General features: G+C 68.4%; 13 protein-coding genes. 2 read left to right on the top strand and 11 right to left on the bottom strand.

Features of this window, described 5'->3' with window-relative positions:
• Positions 1 to 223 precede the first annotated feature (223 nt).
• Both ACEN2M_RS11465 and ACEN2M_RS11460 read right to left on the bottom strand, forming a co-directional pair.
• Positions 224 to 1,750, bottom strand: coding sequence for an NCS2 family permease (locus ACEN2M_RS11465; RefSeq protein ID WP_441648290.1), 1,527 nt, complete (start codon positions 1,748 to 1,750; stop codon positions 224 to 226).
• A gap of 90 nt (positions 1,751 to 1,840) precedes the next feature.
• The gene (locus ACEN2M_RS11460) at positions 1,841 to 3,490 is read right to left on the bottom strand and encodes a carboxylesterase/lipase family protein (RefSeq protein WP_441648253.1); all 1,650 of its coding nucleotides are present in this window, start codon (positions 3,488 to 3,490) and stop codon (positions 1,841 to 1,843) included.
• 124 nt (positions 3,491 to 3,614) lie between these two features.
• Between ACEN2M_RS11460 and ACEN2M_RS11455 the strand changes: the two genes are divergently transcribed.
• Positions 3,615 to 4,889, top strand: a complete 1,275-nt coding sequence (locus tag ACEN2M_RS11455) for a uracil-xanthine permease family protein (protein ID WP_441648252.1) — start codon at positions 3,615 to 3,617, stop codon at positions 4,887 to 4,889.
• An 85-nt stretch (positions 4,890 to 4,974) separates the two neighbouring features.
• Here the strand turns inward: ACEN2M_RS11455 and ACEN2M_RS11450 are convergent, their stop codons facing one another.
• The 3 genes from ACEN2M_RS11450 to ACEN2M_RS11440 all read right to left on the bottom strand — a co-directional run bounded on the left by ACEN2M_RS11450 (position 4,975) and on the right by ACEN2M_RS11440 (position 7,143).
• Positions 4,975 to 5,307 (bottom strand): peptidase, encoded by a 333-nt coding sequence (locus tag ACEN2M_RS11450; protein WP_441648251.1) that lies wholly within the window; start codon positions 5,305 to 5,307, stop codon positions 4,975 to 4,977.
• Positions 5,304 to 6,494: an anion permease gene (locus ACEN2M_RS11445; protein WP_441648250.1), complete on the bottom strand. Its 1,191-nt coding sequence runs from the start codon at positions 6,492 to 6,494 to the stop codon at positions 5,304 to 5,306. Before ACEN2M_RS11445 ends, ACEN2M_RS11450 begins: the two co-directional genes overlap by 4 nt.
• Before the next feature lie 172 nt (positions 6,495 to 6,666).
• Positions 6,667 to 7,143, bottom strand: coding sequence for an 8-oxo-dGTP diphosphatase (locus tag ACEN2M_RS11440; protein ID WP_441648249.1), 477 nt, complete (start codon positions 7,141 to 7,143; stop codon positions 6,667 to 6,669).
• Positions 7,144 to 7,217: 74 nt separating this feature from the next.
• Here ACEN2M_RS11440 and ACEN2M_RS11435 point away from each other — a divergent pair, with 74 nt between their 5' ends.
• Positions 7,218 to 7,481, top strand: a complete 264-nt coding sequence (locus tag ACEN2M_RS11435; RefSeq protein ID WP_441648248.1) for a mycoredoxin — start codon at positions 7,218 to 7,220, stop codon at positions 7,479 to 7,481.
• Between the two features lie 90 nt (positions 7,482 to 7,571).
• Here the strand turns inward: ACEN2M_RS11435 and ACEN2M_RS11430 are convergent, their stop codons facing one another.
• The 6 genes from ACEN2M_RS11430 to ACEN2M_RS11405 all read right to left on the bottom strand — a co-directional run bounded on the left by ACEN2M_RS11430 (position 7,572) and on the right by ACEN2M_RS11405 (position 15,676).
• Entirely contained in the window at positions 7,572 to 8,600 is a 1,029-nt protein-coding gene (locus ACEN2M_RS11430) for a 6-phosphofructokinase (protein WP_441648247.1), read from the bottom strand.
• 132 nt (positions 8,601 to 8,732) lie between these two features.
• Complete coding sequence (locus tag ACEN2M_RS11425; RefSeq protein WP_441648246.1) at positions 8,733 to 10,907, bottom strand: DEAD/DEAH box helicase; 2,175 nt, start codon at positions 10,905 to 10,907, stop codon at positions 8,733 to 8,735.
• Between the two features lie 201 nt (positions 10,908 to 11,108).
• On the bottom strand, positions 11,109 to 11,447 hold the full coding sequence (locus tag ACEN2M_RS11420; protein ID WP_441648245.1) for a DUF6804 family protein: 339 nt from the start codon (positions 11,445 to 11,447) through the stop codon (positions 11,109 to 11,111).
• Positions 11,447 to 13,357 carry a DUF2207 domain-containing protein gene (locus tag ACEN2M_RS11415; RefSeq protein ID WP_441648244.1) on the bottom strand — a complete coding sequence of 637 codons (1,911 nt, stop codon included), beginning with the start codon at positions 13,355 to 13,357 and terminating at the stop codon, positions 11,447 to 11,449. The genes ACEN2M_RS11420 and ACEN2M_RS11415 overlap by 1 nt, the downstream gene beginning before the upstream one ends.
• 69 nt (positions 13,358 to 13,426) lie before the next feature.
• Positions 13,427 to 13,987: a GDSL-type esterase/lipase family protein gene (locus tag ACEN2M_RS11410; RefSeq protein ID WP_441648243.1), complete on the bottom strand. Its 561-nt coding sequence runs from the start codon at positions 13,985 to 13,987 to the stop codon at positions 13,427 to 13,429.
• 111 nt (positions 13,988 to 14,098) lie between these two features.
• Complete coding sequence (locus ACEN2M_RS11405) at positions 14,099 to 15,676, bottom strand: SDR family oxidoreductase (RefSeq protein ID WP_441648242.1); 1,578 nt, start codon at positions 15,674 to 15,676, stop codon at positions 14,099 to 14,101.
• Between the last annotated feature and the right edge of the window lie 9 nt (positions 15,677 to 15,685).

Here is a 15,685-nt window from a genome sequence, read left to right as displayed (position 1 = left end):
TATCGCGACCGCACCATCCGGCACCGGAGCCGCACATTTCGTCCGCTCCACGCAGGGAAGCAGCGCTTCCCGACCGGATGGTGCATAAAAACGGCAGTCCCGGCAAGCCCTCTGGTGGCGCCGCTTCCACCGAAACGACAGTTGAGGCCCCCTGGAAAGCTTCGAGGGGGCCTCAACTGTCATGTCGTGGCCGACTGCCTCAGCGGGCACCGGCCGCATCCGGCTACACGCCGAAGAGCACCTCGATGGGTCCGCGCACGAAGAACACCAGGAAGCCGAAGGCGACGACCCAGAGCAGCGGGCTGATCTCGCGGGCCTTGCCGGAGAGCGAGCGCACGATGACCCAGCTGATGAACCCCGCGCCGATGCCGTTGGCGATCGAGTAGCTCAGCGGCATCACGATAATGGTGAGGAACACCGGCAGCACGATGGAGAACTCGCTGAAGTCGATGAACCGGATCTGCGACACCATCATGGCGCCCACGATGACGAGCGCAGCGGCGGCCACCTCGAGCGGCACGATCTGGGTGAGCGGCGTGAAGAACATCGCGGCCAGGAAGAGCAGACCGGTGACCACGTTGGCGAAGCCCGTGCGGGCACCCTCGCCGATTCCGGCACCGGACTCGATGAACACCGTGTTCGACGAGGAGGACGTGGCCCCGCCGACGACGGCGCCGACGCCCTCGACGATCAGCGCAGACTTGAGCCGGGGGAAGTTGCCGTTCTTGTCGGAGACGCCGGCCTCGTTGGAGAGCCCGGTCATGGTGCCCATGGCGTCGAAGAAGTTCGTGAAGACCAGGGTGAAGACCAGCATCACGGCAGCGAGGATGCCGATGCGCTCGAAGGCGCCGAAGCTGACCTGGCCCACCAGGGACAGGTCGGGCAGGGCGACGAAGGTCGACGGCAGCACGGGCGCGTTGAGGTTCCAGCCCGCCGGGTTGGTTCCCAGCGATGGGCCCACCTTGAAGATGGCCTCGAGGATGACGGCGAGCACCGTAGTGCCGACGATGCCGATGAGCAGGGCGCCCTTGACCTTGCGGGCCACGAGCACGCCGATCAGCAGGAGCCCGATCACGAACACCGCGGTGGGCAGGCTGGCGACGGAGCCGGATTCGCCGAGCTGCACGGGCGGCGAGGCGACGCCGCTGGAGCGCACGAAGCCGGAGTCGACCAGGCCGATGAACGCGATGAACAGGCCGATGCCCACCGTGATGGCGATCTTGAGCTGGCGGGGCACGGCGGTGAAGATCATTTCGCGGAGGCCGGTTGAGGCCAGGAGCACGATGATGAGGCCGTTGATGACGACCAGTCCCATGGCCTCGGGCCAGGTCACCTGGCCGACGACGCTCACGGCCAGGAAGGAGTTGATGCCGAGCCCGGCGGCGAAACCGAACGGCAGGCGGGCGATGACACCGAAGAGGATCGTCATGACACCGGCGGTGAGCGCGGTGACGGCCGCGACCTGGCCGTTGGGCAGCCAGTTACCGGCGACATCCACTGCAGCCTGATCGGCGCTGAAGCCGCCGAGGATGAGCGGGTTGAGGATGACGATGTAGGCCATGGTGACGAAGGTCACCAGGCCGCCGCGCACCTCCCGGCTCCAGGTGGAACCGCGCCGGGTGATCTCGAAGTAGCGGTCGAGCGCCGACTTGGTGCCGCGGCCTGTCGGTTCGGGTCCGGCCGCGGGCGCGGGAACGGTTCCGGTGGGGGCGCCTGCAGCGGCGGTGGACTCGTGCTCTGATGTGGAAATGATGCTCTCCAGGTCGACGTTCGGCGGCGCGCCAAACGCCTTAGTCTACGACGCGGCCCGCGGTCGTGGAAATCAATCCAAGCGGGCTGATCAAACGTGCGGCACGAAGGCACCCCAGGCGATCCGGCGTTCGGCCTGCGGATCCGACTCCACACTGTCGTGGGTGTTGATGACGAGGGTCAGCCTGTCGACCTCCGTGTAGGCCGGCCAGGCGGCATCCGGAACGCCGGTGGCGGCGAAGCTCAGCCACCAGCCCTGCATGCGTGCGCCGATCGCCTTGAAAGCGCGGCGGCCGCCGAGCACCGTCATGCCGCGGCCGAACCAGCCGTCGAGCCTGTCGAACAGCGGGAACAGTTCGAGCCCGTGGGTGGCGTCCAGGCCCATCCGGCGCAGCAGCCGGGGCGCCGCGTCGAATCTGTAGAAGTGCACGGGCGCGTACCTGGAGTGCCGCTCCCCCACCTTCACGCTCGGGTACCAGAACGAGTAGTCGCCGCCGAAGTCCAGGGCGGCCCGCGACGCTGGCATGCCCGGGTACTGGGCCTTGAGCTTTTTCTTCGCCTTCTTCTTGGTGTTCGCGAAGACCGCCCGCATCCGCGGCGGCGTTGACGCGAGAATGTCGATGCGACCGCTGAACAGTGAGCCCTCACGCTGGTTGGTGCCGATGATCAGCGGCACGCGGTGCGCCCGGCCGTCGCGGAACGCGTCGAGCGGCCGTTCGGGCAGGAAGTCCCCGTCGATGACCGGGCAGAGCGGGATCGTGCCGGGGTACTGGTCGGGTGAGCGCACCGTGAGCGTGGTGGTCGCCCCGGCGAGGCGGGCCGGAGCGGCCTCCAGCAGCAGACGAACCGCCTCGGCGTCGGTGAGGCCAAGCCGCACCGGCGACTCCGCGTCCACCGGCGGCTCCGCCGCCGGGTTCGCGCGCTGCGCCGCGGGATGCACGGCAGTGGCACCGGTCTCCGGAGCACCCAGCGTCTGTTCGGCGAGGATGCCCACGAACGTCGCCGCCCACTCGGCGGTCAGCGCGGGCGGGTACACGGCGTTCGGCGGGGCGCTCTGGGCGATGGCCCGCTGGAACAGGCCCGCGGCCGCCGGCACCGTCATCAGGGTGGTCACGGCGTTGCCGCCGGCCGATTCACCGAACAGGGTCACGGCATCCGGGTCGCCGCCGAACGCGCGGATGTTGGCGCGCACCCAGGCGAGCGCCGCCACCTGGTCGCGGAGCCCCAGGTTGCTCTCGAATGGTCGCTCCGCTGTGGAGTAGCGGCTGAAGTCGAGGTAGCCGAGCGCGCCCAGCCGGTAGTTGATGCCCACGTAGAGAATGCCGCCGCGGCGCACGAGCCCCTCGCCCTGGCGAGGATTCTCCCTGGACGACCCCACGCTGTACGCGCCGCCGTGCACGAAGACCATCACCGGTCGGAGTGCCGCGTCGTCGATGGGCGCATCCGGGGCGATCACGTTGAGGTTCAGGCAGTCTTCGCTCTGCGGGATCCGCGGATGGGCACCGATGAACTGGCCGCGATGGCTCTGGATGGCCACGGGGCCGAACTCGGTAGCGTCGCGCACCCCCGGCCAAGGCGGGGCAGCGGCAGGGGCGCGGAAACGGAGCGCACCCACCGGCGCCGCCGCGTAGGGAATGCCACGCCAGGCGCGGATTCCGCGTTCGCTGACGCCGCGCACCAGCCCACCGGACACCCGGACCTCGAGCGGGTCAAGGGTGCGGGCGCCGGCGTGCGAAGTCATGGGGGTGATCCTAATCCGCTCCGCTGACGCCGGGGCAAACTCGGTGCCCGCCCGGCGGAGCACTACGCTCAAATGGGCCGCCAGAGGCATCCGGCCCGCCGGCTCCCACAGAAACGAGACACCAATGGCACTGCCCTGGACCCTGCACGGCGACGGTAAGACCGTCGGCCCGACCGACGTCGTGGCCCCAGGCGAACGCCTGAACTGGCCGATCACGATCGGCATCGGCGCCCAGCACGTGGTCGCCATGTTCGGCGCCACGTTCCTCGTGCCGCTGATCACCGACTTCCCGCCGAGCACCACGATCCTCTTCTCCGGAATCGGCACGATCCTGTTCCTGCTGATCACGCGGAACAAGCTGCCCTCCTACCTGGGTTCGTCGTTCGCGTTCATCGCCCCGATCACCGCAGCCACGGCCACCGCCGGAATGGGCAGCGCCCTGTTCGGCATCCTGGCCGTCGGCGTGCTGCTGGCCGTCGTCGGAGCCATCGTGCAGGTCACCGGCGCCGGCTGGATCGACGCGCTCATGCCACCGGTGGTGTCCGGCGCGATCGTGGCGCTGATCGGCTTCAACCTGGCACCGGTGGCCAAGGCAAACTTCACCCTGGCTCCGCTCACCGCCGTGATCACCCTCGCGGCGGTCATCCTGAGCACCGTGCTCTTCAGGGGCATCCTGGGCCGGTTGTCGATCTTCCTGGGTGTCATCGTCGGCTACGTCGCCGCCGTCATTCAGGGTGAGGTCGACTTCAGCGCCGTCGGCGAGGCCGCCTGGATCGGCCTGCCACCGTTGACCCTGCCGTCCAACCCGTTCCAGAACCCCGAAGTGTGGTCCATCCTGCCCGCCTTCCTGCCCGTGGTGCTGGTGCTCATCGCCGAGAACGTGGGCCACATCCGCGGTGTCGCGCAGATGACCGACAGCTCGGTCAACAGACTCACCGGCCGGGCGCTGCTCGCCGACGGCCTGGCCACGGTGCTGGCCGGCTTCGGCGGCGGCTCGGGCACCACCACCTACGGCGAGAACATCGGCGTGATGGCCGCCACCCGCATCTACTCCACGGCCGCTTACTGGGTGGCCGGCATCACGGCCGTGCTGCTCGGCCTCTCCCCCAAGATCGGCGCCGTCATCAGCACCATTCCCGAGGGCGTGCTCGGCGGCGTCACAACGGCCCTCTACGGTCTGATCGGCATCATCGGTGTGAAGATCTGGCTCGACAACAAGGTGGACTTCTCCAAGCCGGTCAACCAGTTCACCGCCGCGACCGCGCTGATCATCGGTATCGCCGACTACACCTTCAGTGCCGGCACCCTCACGTTCAACGGCATCGCGTTGGGCACTGTCGCCGCCATCGTGATCTACCACCTGATGACCTGGGTGGCGCGGGTGCGCCGCACAGCGTAGCCTCCAACGCCAGCGAGCCGTGAGCCGCATACCGTCCCGGTCGGGATGGTGTGCGGCTCACGGCTCGCGTTGTTTCCGCTGCAGGCTAGTCGTGCAGGGCCGGCACGATCAGGTAGACGCCGTAGAGCACGATCAGACCGCACACGGCGAAGCAGAGGTAACCGGCGTACTGGGCCAGCCGCTTCTGGTTGGCCGTGAGCGGGTTGGCCTTGCGGGCCTTGCGGGCCCGTTTGGCGTTCTTAGCGGCCCTGGCCGGGGTGAGCACGGTGATCGCGCCGGTGAACTCGGCAGGTTCCACGTCCGGGATGCGGCCGGCCGTGGTGAGCAGGCGCAGGCCCAGCGAGTAGAGCGAGACGACGATGGCCGATGAGACCAGCGCCGCGGCGGCGACAACGAAGAATGCGGACCAGTCGATCACAGTGCAACCTTCTGTCGGTCTTTGCGGGACGGTTTGCGGGGCGTTTTCTTGATCTTCACAACGTGGCCGGCATCGTCGATGTCGTGCAGGTTGTCGTGCGAGACCCGGTCGCGCTTGGACCACTGGAAGAGCACGTAGACGACGACAGTGCCGATGACGATGTCGAGCAGGATGCCGATGGGTCCGAGCAGGGCCAGGCCGGCGGCGAACGCGCCCATGATGGCCGAGGCCGGCAGGGTGAGCAGCCAACCGAGCGCGATCTGGCCGGCCATGCCCCACCGCACGGTGGAGCCACGGCGGCCGAGGCCGGAGCCGATGACCGATCCGGAGGCGACCTGGGTGGTGGAGAGGGCGAAGCCCAGGTGACTGGACGCGAGGATCGTGGCGGCCGTGCTGGTCTCGGCGGCGAAGCCCTGGGCCGGCTTGATCTCGGTCAGCCCACGGCCCATGGTGAGGATGATGCGCCAGCCACCGGTGTAGGTGCCGATCGCGATGGCCAGGGCGCAGCAGGCGATGACCCAGAACTGGGGCCCGGAGCCCACAGCCTGATAGCCGCCGGCGATCAGGGTGAGCGTGATCACGCCCATGGTCTTCTGTGCATCGTTGGTACCGTGCGAGAGGGCCACCAGCGACGAGGAGAAGATCTGCGCGTAGCGGAAGCCGCCGCGGCCATCCGGCTTGCCCGGATCGCGTCGGGTGATGGCGTAGGCGAGGCGGGTGGCGAGGAACGCGACGATGCCCACCGTGATCGGTGCGATCAGCGCCGGCAGGATCACCTTGGCCAGGACCACATCGAACGCCACCGCCTGCGCACCCACACCGATGATGGTGGCACCGATCAGGCCGCCGAAGAGGGCGTGGCTGGAGCTGGACGGGAGCCCCCGCAGCCAGGTGATCAGGTTCCAGACGATCGCACCGATCAGGCCGGCGAAGATCATCTCAGGGCTGATCTGGATGCCGCCGTCGCCCTCCTTGATGATGCCGCCGGAGACCGTCTTGGCGACCTCCGTGGAGAGGAACGCACCCACGAGGTTGAGCACCGCAGCGACGCCGACGGCGACCTTGGGCTTCATGGCCCCGGTGGCGATCGGCGTGGCCATGGCGTTGGCCGTGTCGTGGAATCCGTTGGTGAAGTCGAAGATGAGTGCCAGTGCAATGACCAGCGCGACGATAAGGGTGAAATCCACCGGCGTCTTTCCTTGTGTTTCACACCGTGGCGCGGTTCGGGCACAGACCCGGGCACGCAACAGAGATGGCTGGCTCGAAACCGGGCCTCGTTGATCCTGACAGCCTCAGGCGGGCAGGTCAATTCAGGAGGCGTACATCCGCCGTTTACCGGGCGTTCAGGTCGCGGCCAGGTCAGTCGCGAGCCACGACGGTCGCGAGATCCGCACCGAAGGTGAACGTGGCCTCAACCGGTCGGCCGGCCAGCACTCCGGGCAACCACTGCCTGGCGTCGTCCCACATCTCATCCACGGGCAGGTCGGCGATGGTGAACCACTGCGGGTTCAGCTCGTCCGACTCCCTGGGGATGCCGCTGAACCTGTCGGTGACAAAAACGCTCGACTGCTGGCTCCAGGCCGGCCTGTGCGGAAAGAGGTAGGTGAGCACGCCCATCGGGATGAGAGCGCCGGCCGTGACGGTGAGACCGGACTCCTCCTCGACCTCGCGCACGGCGGCATCAAGCGCGGACTCCCCTGGCTCGAGCTTGCCGCCGAGCCCGACGATGTTGCCCAGGCCCAGCCCCTTCTTCTTACGGCCGAGCAGCACCTGCGGCTCGCCGGCGTCGGAGAAGCGGGTGAGGTAGCACACGCACACCTGGGGCAGGTCGGTCATGGTGACAATCGTAGCGAGCGGCCGGACGCCGTGACTGCAAGCGATTTCACGGGAATCTCGGTTACGCTGGATGCATGAATTTTGTGCCTGAGACCGGAACTATCACGATGTTCACCACCACGTGGTGCGGCTACTGCTCGCGTCTGAAGACGCAGCTCGACAAGAACGGCATCGGTTACACCGAGGTGAACATCGAAGAGGTCGAGGGTACCCCTGAGCTCGTCATGAGCCTGAACGGCGGCAACCAGACGGTTCCCACCGTGCTGTTCCCGGATGGCTCGGCAGCGACCAATCCGTCGCTCGCCCAGGTGCAGGCCAAGCTCGCTCCCGCGGCCTGACGCCACTCTCCGGCTTTCCCACCGCACATCCCGCAGCACAATGCCCGGGCGGCCTGAGCCGCCCGGGCTTGTCAGTGCCAGGATTCGGGTTTAGCCGAAGAGCACCGCCGCTTCGTCGTAGCGCGCCTGGGTGACCCGGTTGAGGTCCATGGTGGCGTCGGCGATGCTGACGTTGGCGATGTCGGTGCCCTTGAGGGAGACCATCGAACCCCACTTGCCTTCCATGACGGCGTCGACCGCTGCCATGCCGAGGCGGGTGGCCAGCACCCGGTCGTAGGCCGACGGGGCGCCACCGCGCTGGGTGTGGCCGAGAACTGTCGCGCGGGACTCGATGCCGGTGCGCTCTTCGACCATCGGGGCGATGATCTCGCTGATGCCGCCGAGGCGGGGACGGTTGAACGCGTCCAGGCCCTTGTGCGAGTGGGCTTCGCCCATCTCGGCGAGCTGGAAGCCCTCGGAGACGACGAGGACCGGTGCGCGGCCGCGGTCGCGGACGCTCTCGACCCAGGCGCAGATCTGCTCGATGGTCTGGGGCTGTTCGGGGATCAGGATGGCGTGTGCGCCGCCGGCCATGCCGGAGTGCAGGGCGATCCAGCCCACGTGGCGGCCCATGACCTCGACGATCATGCAGCGGCCGTGCGAGTCGGCCGTGGTGCGGAGCCGGTCGATCGCTTCGGTGGCGATCTCGACGGCGGTGTTGAAGCCGAAGGAGTAGTCGGTGGCGGCGAGGTCGTTGTCGATGGTCTTCGGCACGCCGACGATCTTGATGCCGGCGTCGGTGAGGCGGCGGGCAGCGGTGAGGGTGCCCTCGCCGCCGATCGCGATGATCGCGTCGATGCCCTCGGCATCCATGGTCTTCTGAATGTTCTCGGGTCCTGCGTTCTCGCCTTCGAACGGGTTGGTCCGCGAGCTGCCGAGGATGGTGCCGCCCTGGCGGGAGAGGCCACGGACGCTGTGCCGGTCGAGCTTCATGAACTCGCCCTGAACCAGCCCGCGCCAGCCGTTGCGGATGCCCACGAATTCGGAGTCGTACGCGCGACCTCCCTTGAGGACAGCACCCCGAATCACTGCGTTGAGGCCTGGGCAGTCTCCACCGCTGGTGAGGATACCGATCTTCATATCTGGCTACTCCTTATTACATGCATGTTGTATTTCGGCAGATTGCCCGTCCACCATCATGGTGGCGGGTTCTGGCCTGGATCAAGTCAACACCGGCGGCGCTGCTCTGGGGTAGGGACTTCCGGCCCGGTGTTACAGCTCTCCGTCAAGCGCCTGCGTGAGCACGTAGACCAACGCACTGGCCTGCACGGAATCTGCCGGTGAGACGTCTTCGTCTGCCCCGTCGAGCGCGCGCGCCGCGAGGCCCTGCTTGCTGCCGATGAGCTCGGCGATGCGCGCGTCAATTGTGTGTGCGGCGATGATCCGCCACGCGGTGACCGGTTCGGCCTGGCCGATCCGGTGCACCCGGTCGATGGCCTGGGTCTGCTCCGCCGCCGTCCAACTCAGTTCGGCCAGCACCACGTTGGATGCCGCCTGCAGGTTCACGCCGACGCCGGCCGCGGTGAGCGAACACACCACGATGGCGACCTCTGGGTCGGTGTTGAAGGAGTCGATCGCGGCCTGGCGGGCCAGGGCGCTCTGGTCTCCCCGCAAAGAGACCGTGCGCAGGCCCCGCTTGGCGAAGATCTCCTCCGCGGCATCCATCACATCGATGTGCTTGGCGAAGAACACCACCTTGCCCACCGAGTGGGCCAGCTGGGCCGCGTAGTCCGCGGCGAGCCCGGCCTTGGCCTGGCCGATCTTGCGCACCATGGTGAACACGTTCTCACCGGTGCTCGTGCCCTTCGACTCCTCGAGGTCGGCGTGGGCGACGGCGCGAATGTACGCGGCGCGTTCCTCGTCGGTGAGGGCCGGAGCCTTGACGCCGGGGTGGCGCGCGGCCACGAGGGCGTTGTAGCGCTTGACCAGGCGGGCACCGAGCTCGCGTTCGGCCTTCTGGATGGACCGGCCGAGTTCGCTGTCCAGCTCCACCGGGAGGTCGGCGATGCGCTTGGCGGGCAGGTCGGCGGCGACGTCGACCTTGCGGCGGCGCACGATGCCCATGTCGATGACAGCGGCACGCGCGGCGGTGTAGAAGCCGGCGTCCGCGGGGGTGAGCCCGGTCTCTTCCAGGCGGGCCATCAGCTTGGCGGTGGGCTTGTCGCCGTCGATCCAGCCGAGGAACTGCCAGATGGCGCGGAAGTCGTCGACATCGTTGATCAGCGGGGTGCCGGTGAGCGCCATCAGCAACGGGTTGTTGCCCGGGGTGCGGCGGCGGATCTGCTCGGCGAGGCTGAGCACGTGCTTGGACCGCTGTGACTGCAGGTTCTTGATGAAGTGGGCCTCGTCGACGACCATGCCCTTGAAGCCCAGGGTGCCGAGCCAGGCCAGGTGGCGGTCGAGCACGTCGTAGTTGACCACGACGACGTCGGCGAAGGCGTCGAGGGTGTCGCCGTCGCCGTGGATGACCGTGGCGCGGCGGTGCGGCGTCCACAGTTCGACCTCGCGCACCCAGTTCATCTTCACGACGTTGGGCACGATCGCCAGCAGCGGGTAGGCACCGGCGACGGAGGCGGCGAGCAGGCTCTGGGCCGTCTTGCCGAGGCCAGGTTCGTCGGCGAGGAGGTAGCTGCGGTGGCCGAGGCGGGCGCTCTCGATGAAGCGGGCCTGGTGCCGCATGAGCTCCATGCCGCGCGGGGAGAACCTGTCGACATTGGGGGCCTCGGGCAGGTCCATGCTGGCTGCCTGGCCGCCTGAGCCGTATTCGAACGCTTTGAAGAGCGGGCCGAGCAGTTCCCAGTTGGCCAGGCGACGGGCGGACGACACCGGCGCGGCCTGCACGGCACTGAAGTCGGGGGCCAGGAACGGGTTGGCCAGCTGGCGGGCCCGCACAGACTGCGGAACGACCTGATTCTGCGGCACCTCGGGCTTGACCTCGGGTTCGCGGGTGATGATGAGCTCGTCCGGGCTGAGTTCCGCGCCGGATTCGAGCAGCCAGTCGCGGCGGAAGCGCTGCGCGACGGTGGAGACGCCGGCATCCGGTTCGAGCAGGGTGATCAGGCTGGTGTCGCGGGCGGCGGTCTTCGCGAGGATCTGGGCGATGCCGTCGAGACGTTTGAGGAGTTCGGCGCGGTTGGCGTCGGTCAGTTCGTGGTCGGTCTTCACGCGAGCGCGTTCTTCGCGCATCAGCAGCGCGATGACCTGGTACTTGGTGCGGTTGGTGGGCCCGAGCTTGGTGCCGCTCTGGGCCTTGGCTTCGACCTCGCGCACCTTGCGGGCCAGGATCGGAATGATCGGAGCGTCGTCGTCGCGCGAGCGCGGGCGTTGACGTGTCCGACCGCTGCCGGCCCCAGCGCGGCCCGCTGGGTTGGGGCGGGTGTGTGCCATTTTTCTCCACTTCACACCAGCGCAGCACTCAATGCGCGCTCGTCGTGTTGCGCATCCGCAGGATGCCTGTGCGATCGATACGTCGAACCCCATGATCGAGGGGCGAGGCGCCGCTTCCTCAGCCCCGACTGCACTGATGGCTGCGGGGCCACGGTCGAGACCGGCTCCAGACGCACCCTTAGTCTATGCCCGCCCCCGGATTCAGCGGTGCATCGGCACCGGGACCTTCGTCCGGATCCCGACGACGATGAAAACCAGGGCCGCGATGAACTGCGCCGACACCCAACCCTGGCCGTGCAATTCGATGACCACGATCGGGTTCCAGAGCACGGCGATGGGCACCAGGGCGATCAGCCACCACCATGCCTTCGCCTGGATGACGAAGACGCAGATGATCAGGGCCAGGATGCTGACGATGTAGCGAATGATGACGAAGCTGCCGACATCGAGCAGCGCCAGCCCGGCGAGCAGGGCGATGGCTCCGAGCAGGCCCGGAGCCAGCGCGGAGCGGGTGTACGTGGGTTCGGCCGGGGTGCCCATCAGACGCCCCCTCCCCCGCCGCCGCCGCCTCCGCCGCCGACGGAGCCACCGCCGCTGGACCCTGAGCTGGCCGAGCTCGCTGCGACGCCCGAGGCCGCGGCCGTGCTGAACGCGGCGACGCCGGTGGCGAAGTACGCGGCGTTGAACGGCGCGGTGCCGACGAACCAGTCGGGCTGCTCGTGGGCGCTGGCGTAGTAGTCTCCGAGCACTCTGGACCACTCCTTCTCCTGGCCGGTGAGCACCGCGATCGGCAGGAGCCGTTCATAGAGTTTCAGCACCTGCACGGGTTCGGTTGTCACCGTTCCGCCGGCGGAGTCGGGCCGGTACGGCGTGCGCAGCGCGCCCTGGGGGCTCTGCAGCACGCGCAGTCTGTCGGCTTCGGCCAGCGAGATGTACACGGTGACACCCTTCAGGTAGTCGCGGAGTTCGGCGCCGCGAGCGGTGAGCGGCCGCACATCGGCTGTCACCACGATCGTAAGGATCGCGGCGGCCAGACCCACGACGAGGAACAGCGCCGGCCACGCGCCGGCCACCTCCGTCGCCAAGGCGATGATGCTCGCCACGAGAGCGAAGATGCCGGCGAAGAGGGCCGCACCGAGGAGCCAGCGGCGCAGCGAGCCGCCTTTCTTCTCGCGGAGGCCGTCGGTGAGCAGCTCCTTGCGGGACGCGGCGACCACCTTCTGCAGGGCGGGCCCCAGCTTGGTGCTCTTCTTCGTGAAGTCCCGCACCGTGCCGATCTTCTTGCTTGCCGGGAACAACGCGTCGAGGACCGCCCGTTCGGTGGGGTCGAGGCCCGCGCGGGTGCGTAGTTCGAGCAGGTAGTGGTTCTTGCCGTCGCCCTCGAGCACACGCACGTTGCCGCGCACCGCGAACTGCAGGAACTGGGCGGTGAGGGCCTTGCCGGCGGCCTTGCCGCCGAGCACACCGCCGGCCTGCAGCAGGTTGACGCCCTCCGGCGGCAGGTACTCGGCGATGATGGTGGGTCGGCCGGGCTGGTCCCGCCACCGGGTCGCGCGCGCGAAGACCGCCACGAGACCGGCCACCAGCGCGGCCAGCGCCGCGAGCAGGGCGATGGTGGGGAACGGGTTGGCGGTGAACGAGTCGTCCCTGGGCACGAAGGTGCCATCGGCGAAGCCCACGGCGAGGGTCAGTCCCTCCCCTCTGCCCAGATCGTTGGCAGTGGCTTCGACGACCCATCCGTCGCCGTCTGCCGCTTCGTCGAGCGAGTCGCAGGCCGCGCCGGAGGCGGACCCGCCCTGGTAGCAGGCGGTGCGGCCGGTCAGATCGGATACCAGCTCCGGCGCCACGTGCACTGTTGCGCTGACGGTGTCGAACGGCTGCGCCCAGCCGGTTCCGTTCACTTCCCAGTAGAACTCCTGATCGCTGGTGTCATCAGGAAAGAGGATGACGTGGGTCTGCTCGTAGGTGATGACGTAGGTCTGCTCGCCGTGCACGAAGTCGTCGTCGGCGATGGTCACCTCGAGGAAGTCCGCGTCGTCGTCGTCGGAGAAGTCCTCGGTCTCGTAGTCCCGGTCGGCGCCGGTTTCGTCGGTGACGCTGACGATGGACACGCCGGTGGGCTGGCCGCGATAGTGGGTGGGCAGGTACCGGCGGATGCCGTGGTTCTGGTCGGTCTCGGGAAACCGCGCCACGAGGGTCTCAGCGGTGGTCAGGGTGGAGTGGCCCTCGTCATCGCGGCCGAGCTGATAGTCGGCGTGCATGGACGCGAAGCTGAAGTCGTCGACCCCGTGCCGGAGCGACTCGGTCGCCGGCTGAACCGCGGCGTGGGCGGTTCCGCCCGCAGCCTCGGGGGTCGCCGCAAGCGCCGAGGTGGCGGCCAATCCCGACAGGCCGACGAACACAGCCGCTGCGAACGCCAGGCAGGACAGGGAACGTAACGATCGGCGCATGCTCTCATGGTAGCCACGCCCAGTGAAACGAGCGGGATCCAGTGCCGCTCCGCGCGGCATCAGCGTCAATCAGGCGGGGGTTCTGCTGATGGATGTGGTTTCCAACGGCTGTTCGAGCAGGTCGGTGATCGCGGGGCGAAGCTCGGAGAGCCACACCACGTAACCGGCCTCGGAGAGGTGCAGGCGGTCGGTGGACCATTCGGTGCTGAGCATGCCCTCGCTGTCGGCCAACGCGGGCCACAGATCCAGGTAGCGAGCCTTGACTGTCGGTGCGAACTGCCTCAGGTGCCTGTTCACGGAGCGGATCACGTGCACGAAGTCTCTCTCCCGCGGTGGCACCGACTGCACGAGCAACCGGGCGCCGGGAAGCCGTTTGCGCAGGGTGCAGAGGATGGTTTCGATGTTGCGCACGATGTATTCGTCCGACCGGTTCCAGCCCACATCGTTTGTGCCTACCTGCAGCACGATGGCGTCGGGGTCGGCGTGGACGACCTGGTCGAGCCGGCCGATCACCTCGTCGGTCGTGTCTCCGTTCACACCGAGGTTCTGCACCTCCAGCTCGGGAAACCGTTCTTCCCAGCGTGCTCCGGCGCTGAGGCCATCGCCGACGAACACCACTAACTGGGACATCTCGACTCCTCAACGCTCGCTAACCATAATGCGCCGCTCGGGGGGCTCTGGCTAGGGTCGAAGCTGGCAAGCTCCCGTCAGCTGGCCCCGGTGTCGGGCCAGGGCGGATGGTCAGGCGACGGTGGCGTTCTCGGTCTCGGGTGTCTCGGGGGCGGCGACAGGAGTGTCCGCAGGGGTGTCGGCAGGGGTCTCGGCAACGGCGTCCAGCACGGCGGCCTCGGACTCGGCGGCGGCGGTGATGCGGTTGGCCATCCCGCTGAAGATCACACCGTGGAACGGCAGGATCGAGAACCAGTACAGCCGGCCGCCCAACCCGCGTGGAAAGAACACCGCGCGCTGCCGGTAAACCGAGCCACCGTCATCCGTGGGTTCGGCCCGCATTTCGAGCCAGGCCCGCCCTGGCACCCGCATCTCGGCACGCAACCGCAGGAAACTGCCCCTGTCGATGCGTTCGACGCGCCAGAAGTCGAGCACGTCGCCGGTCTGCAGCCGGTCCGGATGCCGGCGCCCGCGGCGCAGGCCCACTCCGCCGACGATCTTGTCCATCCAGCCGCGCACGGCCCAGGCCAACGGGAACGAATACCAGCCGTTCTCGCCGCCGATGCTCTCGATGACCCGCCACAGGTCGGCCGGCTTGGCCGCGGTGCGCTTCTCCTTGAGGTCGGTGTACACGAGGTGGCCCGCCCAGTCGGGGTCGCTGGGCAACGGGTTGCTCGACGCCCCCTCGGTGGCGGCGTTCTGCCAGCTGGTCTCGACGTCGCCGTCGCGCATCCGGCCCAGCGCCAGGCGCACGGCGCGGCGGTAGGTGGTGAGTCCGCCCACCGGCGGTGGGATCACGGCATCGATGTCGTGCTCGTGCATGACGCAGTCGTACTGCAGCGAGGCGATGATCGGCACCGCGAGGCTGCGCGGAATGGGCGTGACCAGGTTGACCCACTGCGAGGCCAGCCACGGGGTGAGCACCGGCAGTGGCGCGATCGGGCGCTGGTGCAGGCCCGCTTCGACGGCGTAGCCGTTCATCATCTGGCCGTAGCGCAGCACATCCGGGCCGCCGATGTCGAAGGTGCGGTTGACCTCCGCCGGCACGTCCGCGGCCGCCACGAGGTAGTAGAGCACGTCGCGCACCGCGATCGGCTGGATGAAGTTGCGCACCCACCGGGGCGCGGGCATGTACGGCAACACGTCGGTCAGGTGCCGGATCATCTCGAACGACGTGGAACCCGACCCGATCACCACCCCGGCCTGGAAGGCCACCGTCGGCACCCCGGAATCGAGCAGGATGCGCCCGACCTCGGCGCGGGACCGCAGGTGCGGCGAGAGGGTGTCACTGTCGGGGTGCAGACCGCCCAGGTAGACGATGCGCGAGACCCGTGCGTCGGCCGCGGCCGCGGCGACGTTGCCCGCCGCCACCCGTTCGGTCTGCTCGAAGTCGCCCTTGGCTCCCATCGAGTGCACCAGGTAGTAGAACACGTCGATGTCGGCACTCGCCCTGGCCACAGATGCCCGGTCGCCGAGGTCGCCCTCGACGATCTCCACGTCATCGGCCCACGGGACGTCGGTGAGTTTCTGGGGCGAACGCACCAGCACCCGCACCGTGTGGCCGGCCTCGAGGAGCTTGGGAACCAGTCGGCCTCCGATGTAGCCGGTGGCTCCGGTGACCAGGACGCGACGTGCTGTCTTCTCAATCATTGCGTCAGC

The sequence above is a fragment of the Cryobacterium sp. W22_MBD10_FK3 genome (assembly GCF_052113745.1).
GTDB lineage: Bacteria > Actinomycetota > Actinomycetes > Actinomycetales > Microbacteriaceae > Cryobacterium.
The sequence above is the reverse complement of the archived record's forward strand: the minus strand, read 5'-3'. Positions and strand labels throughout refer to the sequence as shown.